General features: G+C 70.5%; 12 protein-coding genes. 6 read left to right on the top strand and 6 right to left on the bottom strand.

Going from position 1 to position 19,630, the window contains the following annotated elements:
* Positions 1 to 124: 124 nt before the first annotated feature.
* The 3 genes from ACFY0U_RS44355 to ACFY0U_RS44345 form a co-directional block, all read right to left on the bottom strand.
* On the bottom strand, positions 125 to 862 hold the full coding sequence (locus ACFY0U_RS44355; RefSeq protein ID WP_388646004.1) for a dienelactone hydrolase family protein: 738 nt from the start codon (positions 860 to 862) through the stop codon (positions 125 to 127).
* Positions 863 to 1,124: 262 nt separating this feature from the next.
* The gene (locus tag ACFY0U_RS44350) at positions 1,125 to 1,676 is read right to left on the bottom strand and encodes a YciI family protein (protein WP_388646003.1); all 552 of its coding nucleotides are present in this window, start codon (positions 1,674 to 1,676) and stop codon (positions 1,125 to 1,127) included.
* A gap of 269 nt (positions 1,677 to 1,945) precedes the next feature.
* On the bottom strand, positions 1,946 to 3,955 hold the full coding sequence (locus tag ACFY0U_RS44345) for a S9 family peptidase (RefSeq protein WP_388646001.1): 2,010 nt from the start codon (positions 3,953 to 3,955) through the stop codon (positions 1,946 to 1,948).
* Positions 3,956 to 4,368: 413 nt separating this feature from the next.
* Here ACFY0U_RS44345 and ACFY0U_RS44340 point away from each other — a divergent pair, with 413 nt between their 5' ends.
* On the top strand, positions 4,369 to 4,941 hold the full coding sequence (locus tag ACFY0U_RS44340; protein ID WP_388646000.1) for a hypothetical protein: 573 nt from the start codon (positions 4,369 to 4,371) through the stop codon (positions 4,939 to 4,941).
* 500 nt (positions 4,942 to 5,441) lie between these two features.
* On the opposite strand, the gene ACFY0U_RS44335 is transcribed toward ACFY0U_RS44340, so the two are convergent.
* Positions 5,442 to 6,179, bottom strand: a complete 738-nt coding sequence (locus ACFY0U_RS44335) for an SDR family oxidoreductase (protein ID WP_388645999.1) — start codon at positions 6,177 to 6,179, stop codon at positions 5,442 to 5,444.
* A gap of 93 nt (positions 6,180 to 6,272) precedes the next feature.
* On the opposite strand from ACFY0U_RS44335, the gene ACFY0U_RS44330 reads away from it, so the two are divergent.
* Both ACFY0U_RS44330 and ACFY0U_RS44325 read left to right on the top strand, forming a co-directional pair.
* Positions 6,273 to 7,136 carry a LysR family transcriptional regulator gene (locus tag ACFY0U_RS44330; protein ID WP_388645998.1) on the top strand — a complete coding sequence of 288 codons (864 nt, stop codon included), beginning with the start codon at positions 6,273 to 6,275 and terminating at the stop codon, positions 7,134 to 7,136.
* Positions 7,137 to 7,873: 737 nt separating this feature from the next.
* Positions 7,874 to 8,689 carry a hypothetical protein gene (locus tag ACFY0U_RS44325; protein ID WP_388645996.1) on the top strand — a complete coding sequence of 272 codons (816 nt, stop codon included), beginning with the start codon at positions 7,874 to 7,876 and terminating at the stop codon, positions 8,687 to 8,689.
* Positions 8,690 to 9,008: 319 nt separating this feature from the next.
* Here the strand turns inward: ACFY0U_RS44325 and ACFY0U_RS44320 are convergent, their stop codons facing one another.
* Positions 9,009 to 11,618 carry an AMP-binding protein gene (locus ACFY0U_RS44320; protein WP_388645995.1) on the bottom strand — a complete coding sequence of 870 codons (2,610 nt, stop codon included), beginning with the start codon at positions 11,616 to 11,618 and terminating at the stop codon, positions 9,009 to 9,011.
* 254 nt (positions 11,619 to 11,872) lie between these two features.
* Between ACFY0U_RS44320 and ACFY0U_RS44315 the strand changes: the two genes are divergently transcribed.
* The 3 genes from ACFY0U_RS44315 to ACFY0U_RS44305 are packed head-to-tail and all read left to right on the top strand — an operon-like array spanning position 11,873 to position 15,597.
* Entirely contained in the window at positions 11,873 to 12,919 is a 1,047-nt protein-coding gene (locus tag ACFY0U_RS44315) for an iron ABC transporter substrate-binding protein (protein WP_388645994.1), read from the top strand.
* Between the two features lie 6 nt (positions 12,920 to 12,925).
* Positions 12,926 to 14,557: an ABC transporter permease gene (locus tag ACFY0U_RS44310; protein ID WP_388645993.1), complete on the top strand. Its 1,632-nt coding sequence runs from the start codon at positions 12,926 to 12,928 to the stop codon at positions 14,555 to 14,557.
* A complete protein-coding gene (locus ACFY0U_RS44305; RefSeq protein ID WP_388645991.1) occupies positions 14,554 to 15,597 on the top strand; it encodes an ABC transporter ATP-binding protein in 1,044 nt (347 codons plus the stop codon). The genes ACFY0U_RS44310 and ACFY0U_RS44305 overlap by 4 nt, the downstream gene beginning before the upstream one ends.
* 405 nt (positions 15,598 to 16,002) lie before the next feature.
* Here the strand turns inward: ACFY0U_RS44305 and ACFY0U_RS44300 are convergent, their stop codons facing one another.
* Positions 16,003 to 18,990, bottom strand: a complete 2,988-nt coding sequence (locus ACFY0U_RS44300; RefSeq protein WP_388645989.1) for an esterase-like activity of phytase family protein — start codon at positions 18,988 to 18,990, stop codon at positions 16,003 to 16,005.
* Positions 18,991 to 19,630 lie beyond the last annotated feature (640 nt).

The following is a 19,630-nucleotide window of genomic DNA, read 5'->3' as shown; positions in this document are numbered from 1 at the left end:
ACCTTCATGCGGCTTTACGCGTGGTCAGCAGAGTGACGCCGCAGTAAACGCGTACATCTCGCCGGGGAAGCCCGAACGGCCCGCCGCAGGGCGCGGCGATCACGGCCAGGGCTCCGTTGCTGGGTCATGGCCCCAGGTTCTCCGTCACAGGCAGGCACTCGGAGAGCAGGTCGACGACGTCGCGCCAGGCTCGCTGTGCGTGCTGTGGGTGGTAGCCGACGCCGGGGACCGTGGGGTGGTCGACCGGCGGGTGGTGGAAGGCGTGCAAGGCGCCGCCGTAGACCGTGAGGCGCCAGTCGACGCCTGCGGCCTGCATCTCGGCGGTGAACGCGTTGCGTTGTGCGGCCGGCATGATCGGGTCTTCCGACCCGACGCCGGCCCACACCGGGCAGCCGATGCGTGCTGCCTCGCCCGGTCGGCCCGTGGTGGTTGCGTTGACCGTCCCGATCGCGCGCAGGTTGACGCCGTCGCGGCCGAGTTCCAGCCCGACGGCGCCCCCGGTGCCGTAGCCGATGGCGGCGATCCGGTCGGGGTCGGTCCGCGGTTCGGTGTGCAGCACGTCGAGCGCCGCGTGACCGATACCCCGCATCCGGTCGGGGTCAGCGAGCAGTGGCATGCAACGGGCCAGCATCTCCTCGGGGTCACCCAAATAGCGCCCGCCGTGAAGGTCGAAGGCCAGCACTACATATCCCAGCTCGGCGAGGGCATCGGCCCGGCGGCGCTCGACGTCGCTGAGCCCCATGCCCTCAGGTCCGAGCAGCACCGCGGGCCGGCGGTCGACACCGGTCGGGAGCGCGAGGTGCCCGATCATCGTCAAACCGTCGGCCGGGTACTCGACCGTACGCGTCGTGATCGTCGTCATGAGACTGGACTGTAGTGATCGTCGAGCCCGGTCCGGCCGGTGTTCTGCCGCTGGCAGAACAGCGCGGGTGTCCCTCTGAAATACGGCGAGGGCGGCCCGGCGCTCAGGGCTTCAAGATCATCCCGTTGCTCTTTGGCGCGTATCTCGGTCGCATCCCACGATCCCCGTGGGTTCATGGAAACCGAAGGTTCTTCAGCGCGAACGCGAGGATGCTGAGTGATCCGAGGGGCTTCGGTGGTGACGTCGGCCGGACGTCCTGGGGTTATGACGGCCGCCCGCCGAACTGCCAGTTGTGCACCTCGATGTCGGCGTACCGGTCCGGGGTCAGGATGGCGCGTGCCGTGTCCGGGGCCGGCGCCCGGAGCAACGCCGCCGTGCCCAGCCAGGTGGCGCCGTTGTCGGACAGCAGCGGCCCGTAGGCGATCAGCTCGTCCCGGTCGGGCGGCACCGCGAGGTCGGCGGCCTGCCCCGCGCCGAGGCCGAGCACCAGGTAACGGTTGCCGCCGGTCCGGCCATCAGGGAAGTCCCACATGGTGCACCCCAGCAGGTTGCGCCACCGCCGCAGCAGTACGTCCCGGTAGACCCCGGCCTGGTAGCCCGGCTCGTCGAAGGCGAACGCACGGGCGACGGCGGGATCGGGCAGGTCGAGGATGTGCACGCTGCCGGTGGGTGTGTCGCCGTCGTCGGCGAGGGTCGGGCCCCGGGCGATCATCTCCTTTCCGTACCGGTCCATGTAGGACCAATGCTCTTCCAGCAGCTCGTAGCGCATCGGCAGGGAGCCAGACCGGTCGCGGTGGTAGCAGAGAAATTCCATGCCCAAAGGATCTCTTCAAGGAGGTGATGGGACGGTGAACCCGGGGCTGGTGTGGTGGTGATCGTTGCTGACCGGATGCGGAGAGATCTGACAGTCTGCCGTGAGGCCGGCGCCGAGTGGCCCTGCGGTCATCCGGTGCCGGTGTCTTCTTCGTCCACTGGCCCGGTGGGCGCTTTGCGGCATCCTCTCCGGGCCGTCGTGAGTCCGGCATGCCGGTCATCCATGGTGGCGCAGGGCGGTTGAGTGGATGGCTGCCGGGCTCGGGTGGGTCATAGCAGGCCGGGCTGCTGCCATTCGGTGCCGAGGACGTGGTGGTCGAGGAAGTTGAGGAACGTCTCGTACCACAGGCGCGTGTGGTTCGGCTTCAGGATCCAGTGGTTCTCGTCCGGGAAGTAGAGGTACTTGGCGGGGACTTCGTGCCGCTGCAGTTCCTGGAAGAGCGTGGCGCCCTGCCCGACGGGCACGCGGTAGTCCTTGGCGCCGTGGATGACCAGCATCGGGGTGCGGATCTTCGCGACGTCCAGGTGCGGCGAGTCGGCCTCGTATCGCTCGGGGCGGGTCAGCGGGTCGCCGAAGATGCGCTGGAAGTACCAGGGCACATCGGTGTCGCCCTGGAACATCCGCAGGTCCCACAGACCTGCATGGCTGATGATCGCCTTGAACCGGTCGGTGCTGGTGGCGACCCGGTTCGCCATGTATCCGCCGTACGAGCCGCCGGCGAGCGCCGTACGCGAGGCATCGATGTCGTCGCGGGCCTCGGCCGCGTCGGTCAGCGCGATCACATCCGAGTAGGGGCGTCCGCCCCACTGCCCCCAGCCGCGCCGGTGGTTGATCTGCCCGTAGCCGGTCGACAGGGCCGGATCCGGCAGCAGCACCGCATAGCCGCGCGCGGCGAACGGCCACGGGTTCCACCGCCAGGTCCAGCCGTTCCAGCTGGACTGCGGTCCGCCGTGGACGGCGACGAGCAACGGCGCGGGCCGCTCGGCGGACGCGCCCTCGGGCAGCACGAGCCAGCCGCGCAGCACGAACCCGTCGTCCGCCTCCGCGTGCACCTCGGTGAGCGTGCCGGGCAGCTGGCCGACACCACCCGGGGCGGGCAGCGCGACCGGAGTCTGGTCGACGAGGTCGGCGTCGATCCGGACGGGCGTCGGCGGCGCGTCGACCGCGTGGCGCAGGGCGTAGAGCGTCCGCCCGTCGGGGCTCACGGTCAGCGAGCCGTACGCACCCGAAGCGGTGAGACGGGTGACGCCGCCGTCCGGGTCGCGCCGGAAGACGGGCGCGTGCCCCTGCTCGTCGGACGTGAAGAAGAGCGTGTCGTCCACCGGAGAACAGGCCACGCCACCAGGCCAGTTGTCGAACCCGGGCAGGAGGTCTTGCACGGTGCCGCTGGTCAGGTCGATGCGGATGAGAGTCGCGTCCCAGGGGTTGTCGTATGTCGGGTAGCGCATCCGGCAGCACACGAGGGCCGAGCCGTCGTGGGTGAACCGCGGGGCCTCATAGAGGTGTTCCAGATCGCCGACGACGTGGATCTCCTCACCGCTCACCGTGTCGGCCACGACCACGGCGGTGCGATGCTCGTCCGGAACCCGCCCGGGCACGAACCTGCGGTACGCGACCCGCGTGCCGTCCGGCGACAACGCCGCGTCCCCTGGATCCTCCAGACCGATCCCCTGCCCGCCGACGACGACCGGCTCCGCGTCAGCACCGGCACGGACGAAGGTGTGCGGCTCCGCCGGGCCGAGGTCGTGGTCCCAGGCACGGGTCGGCCCGGCCTCATACAGGATCGCGGTGACCTTCGCGTCCTTTCGCGCCGTGTGCAGCTTGCCGTGCGCCTCGGCGTCGGCCGCTCCCGGAAGCAGCCCTGCGGTGTGGCACAGCGCGCCGGAGTCCCGGGCGACGGTGACCGCGGCGATCCCGCCAGGGTGCCGGGCCACGACCACGGCCTCCCCGCGTGGCGGCAGCGCCCACAGCGCTGCGCCCTCGTCCTCGTCGCCGTCCGTGGCGGCGCGTCCGGACAGGAAGTACAGGGTCCCGTCCGGGCCGAACACCGGTCCCGACTCACCCTTGTCGGACCGGGTCAGCCGCAGCGCGTCGCGCTCCCCGGTCGGATCGATCTCCCACAGACCGGACACGAACCGTGTCCCGTCCCTGGACAGCGACTGCACGGCCGCGACGAGACGAGTGCCATCGACGGACAGGGCAAGGGAGTTGACGCGGGGGCAGGCGACGAGGGCGGACAGGTCACGGAAGGTGGACGGGCCACCGGAGGACTCGGTCATGCGGGCGATTGTCGCCCGCGCGCGACGCGGACGGCCAGGGAGCATGACGTGGAGCGCCCGTCTGTGCGGTCAGGAGCCTGTGCTGTTGGGGCCGCCTGAGCGGTCCGTCGGGTCGTCCGGCTGGATCAGGATTATGGGGTCGTTGCCCTTCAGTTGCTGCCAGACGCCCACGAGAGCGACCAGTTGAGCGACGAGGAAGGCGCCAGTTGTACTGAGGCGGTGCGCGCAGCTGCCTGACATCCGGCTGCGTACTCGACGGGGCCAGTCCTGGGCAACCGGCTGTGGGGGCTGCTCAGAACAACCACCAGCGGTAGCGGATGCAATCGTCTCGAACCGGTGAATCCTGCATCTACCAGCGGTAACACGCATCAACCAGAGATAGCATCCCGCATCCGGACATCCCTGGGGGGACCATGAACGACCACACGCCAGAGCAGCCCGCCACCCCGCCGCCGCCCGAGCACCCGCCGGCCGTCCCGGCCGCGGATCCGAGAAAGTACCGCAGCACAGCCGTCATCGTCGGATCGGCAGCCGCAGTCATTGCCGCAGTCGTCGCGACCGGCATCATCGTCGTGGGGAAGACCGACGACAGTAAGCCCGCCAGAACTATCGTGTCCGAACCTGCGGTAGACGACGCCACCGACGTCGAGGAAGAAGCCGCGCCCAAGCCCACCTACGCGGACATCGACGCCGAAGACTTCACCATGGACCTGCGCACCACAGACCGGCAATGCTTCGGATCCGCTGGCTGCAACGTCACAGTGCAACCCAAGCTCACTTACAACGGCTTCACTCAAGACCTTGACCCGGACGCCGTCTACGAGATCACCTACGAGATCCGCGGCGACGAATCCGGGCCGATCATTGCGACAGCGGAACTGTCGGATCAGACCACGCTGAACTTCAGACCGTCGCTGGTCAGCACCCGCTCCTCAGCCGTAAAGATCACCGTGAAGATCACTGACGTGGTGACGCAGGGGGCGTGACAGCGGGCGCCCCGCCCAAACCAGGCGGGGCGTTCATCGTCTGCGCGAGTACGGCGCGGGGCGGCTTGCCTGCAGCCGCCGGGCTGAGAATCCCGCGTGCCGGACGCATCCACGATCCAGTGGGTGGCGCGGCAAGTGGAGAGGAAGCCGTAGCCGACGGGCAACGGGCCTTCCGCCGTTGCAACCGCGGCGCAACGAATGGCACTGGGCCGATTCCCGGCAGGCCGACTTCGGTCTCGCCGCCACTCGTGGCAATGAACTCACTCTCGCGGCCGTCCGGCGTGCGCAGGATCCCGGTGCCGCGTCGAAGAGGGCGACGTCGACGGACGGCTTCGCCAGCATGACACTGGCAGCCCATGTGCTGTTGCGGTCTGACTCGGGGTTGTCTGTGCCCCGCAACCCCGGACCACGGACACGGTCCGTGCCGCCCGGACGTGGAGGGTGTCGGCGAGCGGGTCGAGCGCGCCAGGGCTTACGGCGTGATCACGGCATGTTCGGGGTCACCAGGGGATGACGCCGTCGTCCTCGAAGAACGAACCGGTCGGGCCGCCGTCGGGCAGCGTGGCGAGCCGGATCGCTGTGGCTGCGCCCTGCTCAGGAGTGCGGGGCCCGTGGAAGCCGGTGAAGTCGGTCGCGACCAGGCCCGGGCAGGCGGCGTTGATCAGGATGTTCGTACCGGCGAACTGCCGGGCGTACTGCACGGTGACGGCGTTGAGGAACGACTTCGACGGCGCGTAGGCCGCCATGATGGGGCCGATCTCGACGTCCGGGTCCGCCTGCCGGTTCAGGGAGGCGACGGCACTGGAGACGTTGACGATGCGTGGCGACGTCGAGCGCCGCAGCAACGGCAGCATCGCGTTGGTCACCCGCATGACACCGATGACGTTGGTCTCCACGACCGCGCGGACCAGTTCGAGGTCGAGTGTGGTCGGGTCCTGCGCCCAACCTGGCCCCGTCTCACCCGAGATGCCGGCGTTGTTCACCAGGACGTCCAGGCGCCCGGCCTGTCGCTCGATCAGTTCCGCGGCGTCGGTGACGCTCTGGTCGCCGGTCACGTCCAGTGGCACCCCGAACGCGTTCACCCCGGTGGCGCGCAGTTTCTCGACGGCGGACCGGCGCCGGGCCTCGTCGCGTGCTCCCACGCCCACCCGGTAGCCGAGGGCGCCCAGCCCAGCTGCGATTTCGTACCCGATTCCCTTGTTCGCGCCTGTCACCAGCGCGGTCTTCGTTTCGCTCATGGTGTCGATGCTGGCTCACGGACGAGCGCCGCATCCAACACCAATACAGCGCTCTGTTATACCCGGTAGGTATCACAGCGGTAGGTTGTGGCCATGGACGCCTTGGAGACGCGCGAGCTGAGGTACTTTCTGGCTGTCGCGGAGGAACTGCACTTCGGCCGCGCCGCCGAGCGTCTCGGCATGGCCCAGCCGCCGCTGTCCCGGGCGATCCAGCAGCTCGAGCGACGTCTTGGGGTCCGCCTGCTGGAACGCAACCGCCGGGGCGTCCTTCTGACCAGCGCCGGAGAGGTGCTGCTGCACGAGGGCCGTGCAGCCCTCGACGCGACCACCGCCGCTGCTCGCCGCACTCGTCGCGCCGGTGGCGCCGACACGCCGGGCGGTCCCTGTAACCGCCTGGTGCTGGCGGTGAAGGCAGGCGCGTCGCACGAACTGCTGCACACGCTTCTCGACGCCTACGCGGCCGAGCCCGACGCCGCCGAGATCGAGGTCCTGCCGAGCGGCACGTGCGAACAGGAAGAGATGCTGCGCGACGGCCGCGCCGATGTGGCGCTCATGCATGCGCCGTTCAACTCCCTCGCCGGGTTCGACAGCGAGGAACTGATGACGGAGGGGCAGATCGCGATCCTTCCCGCCGGGCACCCCCTCGCCGCGCACGAGAAGTTGTCCCTGGCCGATGTCAGCGACATTCCCGACCTTCCGCTCGCCCGCTGGTCCCGCCACGGCACGTACCCACCCGGCCCAGGCCCCGAGATCCACGACCAGACGCAGCTGGCCCAACTGATCGCCCTCGGACGCACCGTGGCCGTCTTCCCCGACTCAGCCCGAGCCTGGCTATGGGCCGAACACACCGCCGTCCCCCTGACCGACGCACCCCCGGTCGTCACCCACATCGCCTGGCCCGCGCACAGCCGCTCCCTCGCCCTCGCCGGGCTGATCCGCACGGCCACACGGCTCTGACCCCGCCTTCCACCGCCGCGCCACACCGCCTGACTGCAGGCCTCTGCAGCCGGTCACGGCCACCGCCACAGCTCGCTGTACTGCCAACCACCGCGGCGGCCCAGGACGTACCGGCCGACACTGGGCCCAGCGGATCCGCGAAGGCGTCAACGCCGGCGCATCCTGAATCGCCTGGACATGGCCCGTCTGCCGGCTTCACAGCGCTACGAGCGCCGCGACCGCAGATGGAAGCGGTACGAGAAGCAGCTGCCCGGCCACCGGGTGCAGATCGACGTTGGGCTTGATGACGGCCATGTGCTGCCCTGGCGCCGGGGCGCCACTCACCCGGCACGGCAGTGGGTTACGGCGAGGTGCGTCGTGCGGCGTTGTCGGGTCTTCTTGGCGGTGGCGCGTTGGTGCCTGGCCATGTCCCGATCGGGAAGGTCTCCCTTCCCTGCACGGCGGAGGCGGCAGGAATCTCGGCCTCCTCACCGGCCTCGCCGCCACCGCCCTGCTCTTGCTGCGCCGGTACCACCAGGGGGCGTGTCGCTCTGCGAGGCGAGTTTGACGGCGTGGAAGGGCGTTCCGGCGTCATGTCGTCGAACACCGATGGGACCGAGCAAGGGTCATTGCGGTGCAGCAGAGTGAGCACGCTGAGCGCTCCTCGTGCCGAATGCGACAGGAGGGGATGTCAGCGCCCGGGACGGTGTTTGCGTCGCCTTGCACGGGGTCATCGTGCCGTCAGGCAGGCTGGTGTCATGATGGCTGATGCCGCTCGTCTTGCCGAACCTCCGGCCCGTAGGCCCGATTTCGAGGACAACTTCACCGCTCCGCAGCTCAGGGAAGACTGCTGGGTGGATCACTATCTGCCGCACTGGACCTCACCCGAGCGGTCTCAGGCACGTTACGCCATCGACGATTCCGGGCTGCGGCTGCTTATCGACGCTGACCAGCTGGACTGGCGAGAGGAAGACGCCCCGCTTCGCGTGTCCAACCTGCAGACCGGGGTGTTTTCCGGTCCATCGGGCTCTCGGCGAGGAACACACCGGCATCGTTCGGACGGGCTCGTCGTCCGCACACAGACACCACAACGTCTGCTGTGGGCGCCCACCGCCGGACGTGTGGAGGTGACCGTCAGTGCGAGCGTGGACGAGGGGTGCATGCTCGCGGCGTGGCTCGTGGGAACGGAGCATCTGTCCGAGAAGGACAGTGGCGAGGTCTGCATCTTCGAGATCGACGCCGACGCAGTCGGCCAGGGGATGAGCCACGCCCGGTGCGGGCTGAAAGCCCATTCCGACGAACGGCTGACAACCGACATGACGGAAGTCGGCCTTCCCCTGGACGCGTCGAGACCGCACACCTGGACGGCCATCTGGGGACCGTCGGGCACGATCATCGGTTGCGAGGGAGTCATCGTGAAACGGATGTCTCAATCTCCCCACTACCCGCTCTTCTTGATGATCGACCTCTTTGAGATCGGTCCTCGCTCGGAGACCGGCATGTCCTATCCGAAATCTGCTCACATCCACTGTGTGCGTGGGTGGGATGCCGTCTCAGCGCCTGAACCCCCGTGAGGACCAGGTATGGGGGAGGACTCCGGCACGGATCCGTCGGCTTCACCCTCTTCGCCCGCCGGCTGCCCGTCCACCGCGCCGCCCCGCCGGTGACGGCGGGCACCACGGCACCGCCCGAACGGCAGCTGCCGGTCCCCGTGGTCGTCGCCCACGGCCTGCCGGGCGCCACTGGCCGCGCTGGAGAACGGCCGGAGCTGACCCTGGCCGGCCGCCCAGTCACGGTTGGGCTCGGACGGCACGGTGCGGCGCCTGATCGTTGCGCAGGATTGCAGGCGGCCTTACTCGCAGGCCGCGGTCGCGCCTGGGCGGCGGACCGTCGTCACAGCCACCGGACGGCTCGCGCAGCCCGGGTCACGACCGCCGCGTAGCCGACGCCGAGTAGCAGCGAGGCGAACAGGGCGGTGAGCGGGAAGTCCACCTGGAGGTAGGGGTAGACCTGGTAGTGCGTCAGGTAGATGTACAGCGAACTGCTCGCCAGGACGCCCGCCAGCGCGCTGATCGGGCCGAGGCTGGGCAGGGTCGGCACCCAGATCAGCAGCCCCAGCCCAGCGATGACGAGGGTCGTGCGCAGGGGCTGGTCCTGGAACAAGCCGGGCATGGTGAGCAGCAGGACCGCCGTCAGCAGGGCCCGTTGCCGGACGGTCTCCGCCCGCGCGGCCGCCCACCCCAGTGCGAACAGCCAGAAGACCACTGAGGGGCTCAGCTGGGGACGAGCGGACGCCAGGTCGAGCAGGTCGTAGCGGCCGACCAGGCTGACGGCCATGAGCGCCAGCGGCACGCCGAACGCGTGGTGCCGCTCCAGCCGGTCCAGCAGTGGTACGGCCATGAGGAGGGCCAGGGCGATCAGGAAGTAGACGAGGGCCTCCACGAACCAGTAGGCCCAGTCGAAGCGGTCGTTCCCCTGGTCGAGGAGGGTGTTGAGCAGCAGGGCGTTGGCGGGGTCGTAGAAGTCGGTCAGGAGCACCGCGCCGGTGATCCACGCCATGCTCGGCACGGCTATGCGGGCGATGCTGCGCCACAGGCGTCGCACGCGCTCGCGGCGTGGGGCGTCGGTCAGGAGGAAGCGGGCGAAGTTGTAGCCCGCCACGCCGATGAGGATGTGGGCGAAGCCCTTGATGTCGAAGATCCGGATGTGTGAGCCGACGATGAGGACGATTCCGACGGCGCGCAGGACGACGCCGGTCTCCAGGGTGCGGCGGGTCCGCCACGAGTCGGGGCTGGTCCAGGTGTGCAGTGCTTTGCGGAGCCCGCGACCCGGCCGCGGCACGGATCCGCCCCGGGCGTGCGGCGTCTGCTGCACGGGCGCGATCAGGTTCCGCAGATCGCGGATGGTTCTCGTGTGCCAGTCGGCGGGCAGGTGGCCCAGCGCCTCCTCCAGGCGCAGGGACATCTCGACGTAGGACAGCGAGTCGCCGCCCAGGCCGACGAAGCTGCTGTCCTCGGTGACGTCGGCGCGGTCGAGGATCTCCGCGTAGAGCCGGACCAGATCCTCGGCGGGACCGGGTGCCGGTGCCGTCTCCTCGGCGGGGCGCGTCAGGCGCCGTACGGCTTCGTAGTCGGGCTTGCCCGAGGCCAGGCGGGGCAGTTCGGCCACGGCCCGGACCCGTAGGGTGCGGGCCGGGAGTCCGTACTCCTGCGCGATCAACCGGCGGACATGGGACTCACCGCTCGCGTCCCCGAGCGCGGTCACTGCCAGCGTCTCCCCGTCCCCGGCGCAGTACGCGGTGACGCCGTGTTCCTCGAGCAGCGTCTCGATGCGCTGCGGATCGATCCGCAGGCCGAAGATCTTCACGAAGCGGCTGCGGCGGCCCACGATCTCGTACAGCCCGTCGGACGTGCGCCGGGCGAGGTCCCCGGTGTGCAGGTCCTCGGCGGTCCGGCCGACAGCGAGGTCGGCCGGGCTCTCCGCGTAACCGAGCATCACATTCGGCCCGGAATAGACCAGTTCGCCGACGTCCGGACCATGGCCGTCGACCGGCTGCAGCCGGAAGGAGCCACCGGGTATCGGCACTCCGATGGTCTCGGGGCGTTCGGCGGCGAGGTGCGGCGGGAGATAGGCCATCCGGGCCGTGGCCTCGGTCTGCCCGTACATCACGAACACCTGCCAGCCGGAGCGGGCACCCAACTCGGCGTACCGGGCGACGCGTTCCGGCGCGAGCCGGCCCCCGGCCTGGGTGACGCGGCGCAGGTGGGGCAGTTCCATCTGCTCGAACCCGACCCGGTCGAGCAGGTCGAAGGTGTACGGCACGCCGGCCAGCGAGGTGCCGCGGCCGGTGCGGAACTCCTCCCAGAAGGCGGCGTCCGACACCGACCGTTCGGTGAGGACGAGCCCGGCGCCGCGCAGCAGGTGACTGTGGATGACGGACAGGCCGTAGCAGTAGTGCATGGGCAGGGTGGTGGCGGCCCGGTCGGTGTCGTCGATGCCGAGGTACGTGGCGATGGACTCGGCGTTGGCCTGGAGGTTGTCGTGGGAGAGCCGTACCAGTTTGGGCGAGCCGGTCGAGCCGGAGGTGCTCAGCAGCAGGGCCAGGTCCGGGTGGAGGGTGTGGGCGCTCGTGGGGTGCCGCTCGTCGAGGGTCAAGGTCCCGTCGGTGTGCGGGCGGGCCACGACGTCGGGGGCGTACGCCTCGGTCAGCGAGCGGATCGTGCTCTCGCTGTCGCCCGGGACCAGCAGGACGGGATGGCCGGCGGACAGGGCGGCCAGGTGCGTGACGAGCGCGTCGGCCCGGTTGGCGCCGGCCAGCAGTACCAGCCGCCGTACAGGCCCGAGGCGCTCGGCGGTGACGGCCACCCGCTCGGCCAACTCGCGATACGACAACTGCCCCTGTGCCGTGATGAGGGCGGTGCGGTCACCGTGTGCCGCGAGTTCGCGCGCGAACGGCACTCCCTTCGGCTGCGGGAGAAGCAGGCCGGGTATGGCCGGGTGCACGACGGCCCCTGAGGGGCCTGCCGGACGGGGAGAAGGGAGCGGAGCGGGGAGGGGCGGGGAGGAGTGGATCACGGGGCGTGCCCTTTCCGCGGCAACGTCCGCTTTAGCAACCCTTGACTATTAGGCAAGGTTTACCTTATTCATAGCATGGTCGTAAACAAGCCACAGCAAGGTCACAGGATCACTTCGCCCATCGCTCTCCACCGACAGGACCGGCGGCGTGCAGGCGAGCCCCGCAGGAAGGCACACACACCATGCGACGCCCCACGGCTCGTCGGATCACCGCCCTGGTCACAGCGGTTCTTCTGCTTCCCGCCCTCGCCGCATGCGGCTCCGAGGACAAGGACGGCGAGAGCCGGAGCGGCGACTCCTCCCTCGTCATCTACTCCGGCCGCAACGAGAAGCTCGTCAAGCCACTTCTGGACAAGCTGGAGAAGGCGGTCGGCGCCAAGGTCGAGGTGCGCTACGGCGACAGCGCGGAACTCGCCGCGCAGATCCTGGAGGAGGGCGACCGCACCAAGGCCGGGCTGTTCTTCTCCCAGGACGCCGGCGCCCTGGGCGCCCTGTCCAGGGAAGGCATGCTGCAGAAGCTCCCGCAGGCGACCCTCGACGCGGTCGACGAGGCGTACCGCGGCTCCGACGGCGACTGGGTCGGCCTCTCCGGACGCGTCCGCGTCATCGCGTACAACCCGGACAAGGCCGCTGAAGGCGAGGTCCCGGACAGCGTCTTCGACGTCGTGAAGCCGCAGTGGAAGGGCGAGGTCGGCTTCGCGCCCACCAACGCCTCCTTCCAGGCGTTCGTCACCGGTATGCGGGTCCTGAAGGGCGACGACGTCACCCGCAAGTGGCTCGAAGACCTGAAGGCGAACGGCGCCAAGACCTACGCCCACAACCTCGCCACCCTGGACGCCGTCGAGGCCGGCGAGGTCTCCCTCGGACTGGTCAACCACTACTACTGGTACGAACGCGTCGCGGAGAAGGGGGAGGACAAGGTCAACGCCGAGCTCAAGTTCCTGCCCGGCAAGGACCCCGGTGCGCTGATCAACGTCGCGGGCGCCGGCATCCTCAAGGACAGCGGGCAGGGCGCGTCGGCGCAGAAGGCGGTGGACTACCTGCTGTCGAAGGAGGCGCAGACCTACTTCGCGGACGAGACGAAGGAATACCCGCTGGCCGCGGGCGTCACCAGCAAGGTCGAGGGACTGCCGCCGTTCGAGTCCCTCCAGGCCCCCGACATCGACCTCGGCAAGCTGGAATCCCTCCAAGAGACGCTGGCCATGCTCCAGGACGTCGGACTGGTCTAGTCGGCCGTGCCCACATCACCGTCCTCCGCGCTCCCGACCGAAGCCCCCGTCGCTCCGGTCGGGGGCGAGCCGGAAAGCAGTCCGGACAGGGGGCGCAGACGAGCAACCCGCCTGGCGGGGCTCGTCACCGCCGGTCGCAGACCGCCCCTGATCCTGGTCGTCCCGGCCTGCGTGGCCGCCGTCTTCGCCCTGCTGCCCCTCGGCTATCTCGCCGTGCGGTCCCTGGAACGCGGTCCTGCCTTCGCCTGGGACGTCGTCGCCGACGAACGCACCCTGGATCTGCTCGGCCGCAGCCTCTGGCTGACTGTCGCAGTCGTGGCGGCCTGCCTGGTGCTGGGTGTCTCACTGGCCTGGCTCACCGTCCGTACCCGGCTGCCCGGGGGCCGCGCCTGGTCCGTGCTGGCCACACTGCCGCTGGCCGTGCCGAGCTATGTGGCCGCCTTCGCCTGGCTGTCGGCCGAACCGGACCTCGCCGGTTTCGGCGGGGCCGCGCTGGCGCTGACTCTGGTCAGCTTCCCGTACGTGTACCTGCCGGTCGCCGCCGCGCTGCGGGGCATCGACCCGGCGCAGGAGGAGGCCGCGCGCTCCCTCGGCCACGGCCCGCTCAGTACCTTCCTCCGCATCACGCTGCCGCAGCTGCGACCGGCCGCGGCGGGCGGCGCCCTGCTCGTCGCGCTGTACGTGCTCTCCGACTTCGGCGCGGTCTCGCTGATGCGGTACGACACCTTCACCCGGGCCATCCACACGTCCTACCGCGCCTCGTTCGACCGCACTCCGGCCGCCGCGCTCAGCGTCGTCCTGGTGGTCATGACGATCGCGCTGGTCGCCGCCGAAGCCCGCACCCGGGGCCGGGCCGGGCACGCCAGGACCGGCACGGGCACCGCCCGCCCCTCCGTTCAGGTCGCCCTCGGCCGGTGGCGGCCCTTCGCCCTGCTGTGGTGCGGGACGGTGACCGCCGTCGCCGTCGCCTTCCCGCTGGGCACCCTCGGGTACTGGCTGGCGGCCGGCACCTCGGCCACCTGGGACCTGACCGCACTCGCCCAGACCGCCTGGGCCACGTTCGGGGTGGCGGCGGCGGGCGCGGGTCTCACCACGCTCCTCGCCCTGCCGGTCGGGGTGATCGCCGCCCGATACCGGGGCCGCGGCGCACGCCTGCTGGAGCAGGCGGCCTACGCAGGCCACGCGCTGCCCGGCATCACCGTCGCCCTCGCGCTGGTCTTCTTCGCCGTGCGCTACGCCTACCCGCTCTACCAGCAACTCCCGCTCCTGGTCGGTGCCTACGCGGTCCTCTTCCTACCGGTCGCGGTGGCCGCCACCCGCGCGGCCGTGCTTCAGGCGCCGCCCGTCCTGGAGGACGTGGCCCGATCGCTCGGGCGACGGCCGTGGCAGGTGCTGCGCGAGGTCACCGTGCCGCTCGCCGCGCCCGGCGTGGCAGCCGGGGCCGCGCTCACCTTCGTGGTCTGCATGAAGGAACTCCCCGCGACCCTCCTGCTGCGCCCCACCGGCATGGACACCCTCGCCACCCGGCTGTGGACGGAGACCGGCGCCGGATCCTTCGCGGCCGCCGCCCCCTACGCCGCCGCGCTGATCCTGCTGGCCGCCGTCCCCTCGTACCTCCTAGGCAGGCACCGGACATGAACGCATTGCACGTCGAAGGACTCACCAAGTCCTACGGAGCCGGAGAGCCGGTCCTGCGCGGACTCGAACTCACCGTCCCCGCAGGCGCGCTGGCCGCGGTCCTGGGCCCCTCCGGCTGCGGAAAGACCACCCTCCTGCGGATCATCGCCGGCTTCCTGCACGCCGACGCAGGCTCCGTCCGCCTCGGCGACCGCACCCTCGTCGGCTCCGGCGTCCACCTGCCGCCGGAGCGCCGCCGCATCGGCATCGTGCCCCAGGAGGGCGCCCTCTTCCCGCATCTGAGCGTCGCCCGCAACGTCGCCTTCGGGCTGACCGGCACCGACCGCGCCGAACGACGGCGCCGCACCGAGGAGATGTTGGAGCTGGTCGGACTCGCCGGATACGGCGACCGCATGCCGCACGAACTCTCCGGCGGCCAGCAACAACGCATCGCCCTCGCCCGCGCGCTCGCCCCGCGCCCCCAACTCGTGCTCCTGGACGAGCCCTTCAACGCCCTCGACAGCGCACTGCGGACGGGACTGCGGTCGGATGTGCGGGCCGCGCTGCGGGCTACCGGCGCCACCGCCCTCCTCGTCACCCACGACCAGCAGGAGGCCCTGTCCACAGCAGATCTCGTCGCCGTCGTACGGGACGGCCGGGTCGCCCAGTGCGACACCCCGCAGAACCTCTACGGCCGGCCCGCCGACCCCTGGATCGCCGACTTCGTCGGCGACGCCGTCCTGCTCCCCGCCACCGTCGACCCCGACGGCGCAGCGAGGACCGCCCTGGGCCCCCTGCCCCTCGCCGCCCCACCTGCCGGCCTCCGCGCCGGCACCGTGCTGCTCCGCCCGGAACAACTCCGTCTCACCGACGCGGACTCCGACGGCGCGGTCAACGGCACGGTGACCGACATCTGCTACTACGGCCACGACGCCATGGTCACCGTAGCTGTCGAAGGCCACGACACCCCTGTCGCCGTCCGGGTCGCGGGACCGCTGCCGGTCGGTCCGGGGGAGGAGACGGGCGTCCACGTCGTCGGCGAAGCCGATCTCCACGCCTAGCGACGTGCCGCTGAGACTTACGGCTGCGCCGTAGGCCCCACCGAGAGGCGCCGCAAGGTGGCCGAGCGGTCGGGATCCAGTCGGCGAAGGACGCGACGCGCGGCCGCAGGGCGGGCCGCGCGGCCGGTCGGCGAAGTTCGCGGTGTGGGCAGATCCGGTTGACCGTTCGCCGGACGAGTTCACCATCCCCTGCCGCCCTGCCGCCCTGCCGCCACCCCCGGACATCGACGTCGCGCTCGTTCCTGCCGGCCCCGCGAACTGCTCACGGTGCCCTGCGGCGCGGTCCTTCCACGGCCTCATCGGGACCCGGCCAGTTACTGCACCGGTCCACCTGGCGCCGCCATCACGGCACCAACCCCACCCCGGCCCACCGCCGATGAAGCCCTGACGTGAACTCCGCCAGGCTCACGGGAGTTCGGTGACGCGGTCGGTGCCCGGAGGGGTGAGCGGGCTGCGGGCCGTGAGGTACTCGGTCAGGGCAGCGATGTCGTCACCGCCACCGACGGTGTTCCTGCCCTGGGCGAAGGTGGTGAAGCCGTCGCCGCCCGCCGCGAGGAAGGTGTTGGCGGCCACCCGGTACGTGGTGTCCGGGTTCAGGGTCTCGCCGTTGAGCTTGACCGACGCCGGGTCGATACGGTCGCCGACCGGGCCGCTGCGGGAGTAGGAGTAGGTCAGGCCCTCGGAGACACCCAGGATGAGCGTGGGCGCGCGGGTGCCGGAGTCGTTGAACTGCTCCTCCAGGATCTTCTCGATCTGCGCCCCGGTCAGGTCCACGGTCACCAGGTTCCCGGCGAAGGGCTGCACGGCGAACGCCTCGGCGTAGGTGATCTCACCGGGTGCCTCGCCGCCCGTCGAGGTGGCGTACACCAGGTCCGCCCTCACCCCGCCCGGGTTCATCAGCGCGATCTGGGCCCCGCCCTTGTCGGCGGCCGAGGTTGCCGCGAGCTGGGCGTCGGCGACCAGGTTCGCCAGGTCGGACTCGGTGTCGCGGGTCTCGGAGCGGGTGATGTCGGTGGTGATGCTGCCGACGACCCGGTTGGCCAGGGGCGCGGAGAGGGCCTTCCACTTGGCGATGACCTCGCTCTGGTCGGCGTCCTTGGTGCCGGTGCGGGTGACGAGGTGGTTCATCGCGGCGACCCGGTCGCGTACGACGTCGCCGGTACGGCGGTCGACGGTCAGCCGGGTCTCGGTGACCACCCGGCCGAAGGAGGAGGCCGAGGTGACCATGCGCGGCTTGCCCGCCGGGTCGGGCAGCGAGCAGATGTACGGCTGGTGGGTGTGGCCGGTGACCACGGCGTCGATCGCCGGGTCCAGGTTCTTCGCGATGTCGACGATCGGCCCGGAGATTCCGTCGCACTGGCCGTAGCTGCCGGCCTGGATGCCGCCCTCGTGCAGCAGGACCACGATCGCCTCGACGCCCTCCTCGCGCAGCTTCCTCGCGGCCGCGTTGGCGGTCTGGACCTCGTCGAGGAAGCGCACGGACTTGATCCCCGACTGGCCGGTGGCCTCGGGGGTCCCCTCCAGGGTCATGCCGACGAAGCCGACCTTGACTCCGTCGACCTTCTTGATCCAGGTGGGGGCGAGGAGTGGTTCACCGGTGGTGCGGTCGATGACGTTGGCGGCGAGCCAGGGGAACGCGGCACCGTCGTACGGCTCGTCCTTGATGTAGCAGCCGTCCTCGGGGTGGCAGCCGCCGTGCTGCATGCGCAGCAGTTCCTCGGTGCCCTCGTCGAACTCGTGGTTGCCGACACTGGTGACGTCCAGGTGCAGCTTCTCCATGGACTCGACGGTCGGTTCGTCGTGGAACAGTCCGGAGAGGAAGGGGCTGGCGCCGATGACATCGCCCGCGGCGACGGTCAGCGAGGCCTCGGTGCCCTCGCGGAGCTGGTTCAGCCTGGTCGCGAGGCATTCGACGCCACCGACGGTGGTGGACTTCGGGTCCAGCTTGGAGCCGAGGTTGGCGTCCCGCCCGGTGGGCGGTTCCAGGTTGCCGTGGAAGTCGTTGAAGGACAGCAGCTGGACGTCGACGGTCCGCGCGGGCTTTGGCGCGGTGGGGAAGGTGCGGGTGTACGACGTCCAGAGCTTGATGTCCTTGCCGTCCGTGCGGCCGTTGCCGTCGAGGTCACCGTCCGGGCCGGCGCCGGGGAGGGCCGCCAGGTCCTTGCCGTTCACGGTGCTGTCGCCGTTGATGTCCGGGGTGTGGGCGGCGAGCAGCCCGGGGCGGACGGAGAGCAGGTGGAACTTGGTGACGCTGCCGTTGAAGCCGAAGTTGTCGTCGGCGACGAGGACGAGGGAACGTGAACCGTCGGGCAGGGTCGGGCCCCAGGTGATGCCCTCGACGTTGTCGGCGTCGGTGCCGGTGGTGGTGAAGTCGTACAGGAGCTTCTTCGGCATCGGCTTCTCGGAGCCGGACAGTTCGTCCTTGCCGCCGACGTCGGTGGCGCCGATGGTGCTCGTCCAGTACAGGCGGATGGAGAAGCCGACTCCGGAGGCGAAGGACCGCTCGACGGTGAGGTAGTCGGTCTCGTTGACCGCGAGGATCTCGGAGACCCCCCGGTCCGCGGAGTAGGTGCCGACGGGGGCGGGCAGCGGGGCGGTGGGCGCGTCGGAGATCGGGTCGACCTCGTAGACGTACTCGGCCTCGGCGGCGCCGGTCTCACGGTCCGTCACCAGCAGCCGGGACGGGCTCTTGGCCGTCAGTCCTGCCGCGGGGCCGTCCTGGACGAGGGCGTTCTCCGTGACGGTGACGGCCTGGCTGCCGTCCGGGGAGAGGGTCAGACCTTCCAGGGCCTGGTTGTTGCGGACGCCCGAGACGAGCGTTCCGGAGGCGGACCTCACCGGCGCGTACGCCTTGGGCAGCGGCAGTTCCCGTTCGTAGCCGCCGGAGGTGCTCGCCTCGCGGACGAAGGCGGGCTGTCCGGACGAGGAGGCACCCTCGCTCGTCCACAGCAGGCTCTTGCCGCCCGGTGCCCAGCGGATCGCCTCGGGGTCGACCTGCTTGGCCGCGAAGGGCTCGCCGGTGGTGTCGTCCAGCACTGTCAGGGCATCGAGGTCGGGCTTGTCGTGCGCGAACGCGGTCCCGTCCAGCGGCAGTCGCAGGGTGTAGAAGCGGGCCTTGCCGTTCTCCGAGCGGTCGTCGCTGAGGGCGACGTACGCGTCGGACTTCCTGTCGTAGTCGATGCCGGACAGCCCCCCGAACGGCATGCCGAACTCGCTCGTCCCGGCGGGCACGGTCAGGGTGTCCAGCAGCCGTATGCCGTGCTGCTCGACGGCATCGGGGCCACCGGGCTCCGCGGCGAACCCGCCGGCGACGGCCAGTCCGCCGAGGAGCAGGGCTGCGGTGAGACCGGCCACGAGCGTGCGTCTGCGACGCGTTCGAAGTCTGTGTCGCATGGTGGTCCTTCCACTCTGTCCGAGAGGTGGTCGTGCAGGCAGTGCAGTGCCGGCAGGCAAGGGTGGGCCCAGCCCTCGGCCGTTGACCGGGGCGGACTGTGTCGGTTGGGGTGTGGGTGGGCCGCTCAGCGACCCGACGGAACGGGCGCCGGAGCGAGGCGGCGTGTGCGCCGTCGGCCGTTCGGCTCGGGTCCGGCGCGGACACTCGCTCGTTCCTGGCGCACAAGCTAGGTATCCAAAGCCCTTTGCACAACCGTCGATCCGCGGACGTCCAACGGCTCACCGACAGTTCGTCATGCTTGCCCGTCTCACCGGCGTTGAGTACGGCAGCGATGCCCGCACGCGACGGCCGTCGCTCACATGCCGTCATCTTCGGGACGGGCGTGGTGGTCGCCGGGCCGGCACGGTGCCGGGCGGCCTCGCGCCGCTCGGTATGGGGGCGTTCGTCTCGGGGCCGAGGCGGGTGGGACGGGTTTCACCGTACGAGGGCTCGGCAGCAGCTGCTTTGCGTCTGCCGGGAACGCATCCCCGTGGCCGCCGGTTCCGCTACTGAGGTTTTCGGTTCGGGGTGACGTCATGGCGGCGTCGTGATCAGCTGAGTTTCGGCGATGAAGCCGTCGAGCAGGTCGTGCCGGTATTG

This window comes from Streptomyces sp. NPDC001536, assembly GCF_042894505.1.
Taxonomy (GTDB): domain Bacteria; phylum Actinomycetota; class Actinomycetes; order Streptomycetales; family Streptomycetaceae; genus Streptomyces.
This window is presented reverse-complemented; position numbering and strand designations above follow the sequence as displayed.

Coding starts and splice junctions, on each gene's coding strand:
- ACFY0U_RS44300 (WP_388645989.1), bottom strand. CDS start 18,990: ATGCGACACAGACTTCGAACGCGTCGCAGACGCACGCTCGTGGCCGGT.
- ACFY0U_RS44335 (WP_388645999.1), bottom strand. CDS start 6,179: ATGAGCGAAACGAAGACCGCGCTGGTGACAGGCGCGAACAAGGGAATC.
- ACFY0U_RS44305 (WP_388645991.1), top strand. CDS start 14,554: ATGAACGCATTGCACGTCGAAGGACTCACCAAGTCCTACGGAGCCGGA.
- ACFY0U_RS44325 (WP_388645996.1), top strand. CDS start 7,874: ATGATGGCTGATGCCGCTCGTCTTGCCGAACCTCCGGCCCGTAGGCCC.
- ACFY0U_RS44350 (WP_388646003.1), bottom strand. CDS start 1,676: ATGGAATTTCTCTGCTACCACCGCGACCGGTCTGGCTCCCTGCCGATG.
- ACFY0U_RS44315 (WP_388645994.1), top strand. CDS start 11,873: ATGCGACGCCCCACGGCTCGTCGGATCACCGCCCTGGTCACAGCGGTT.
- ACFY0U_RS44340 (WP_388646000.1), top strand. CDS start 4,369: ATGAACGACCACACGCCAGAGCAGCCCGCCACCCCGCCGCCGCCCGAG.
- ACFY0U_RS44345 (WP_388646001.1), bottom strand. CDS start 3,955: ATGACCGAGTCCTCCGGTGGCCCGTCCACCTTCCGTGACCTGTCCGCC.
- ACFY0U_RS44330 (WP_388645998.1), top strand. CDS start 6,273: ATGGACGCCTTGGAGACGCGCGAGCTGAGGTACTTTCTGGCTGTCGCG.
- ACFY0U_RS44355 (WP_388646004.1), bottom strand. CDS start 862: ATGACGACGATCACGACGCGTACGGTCGAGTACCCGGCCGACGGTTTG.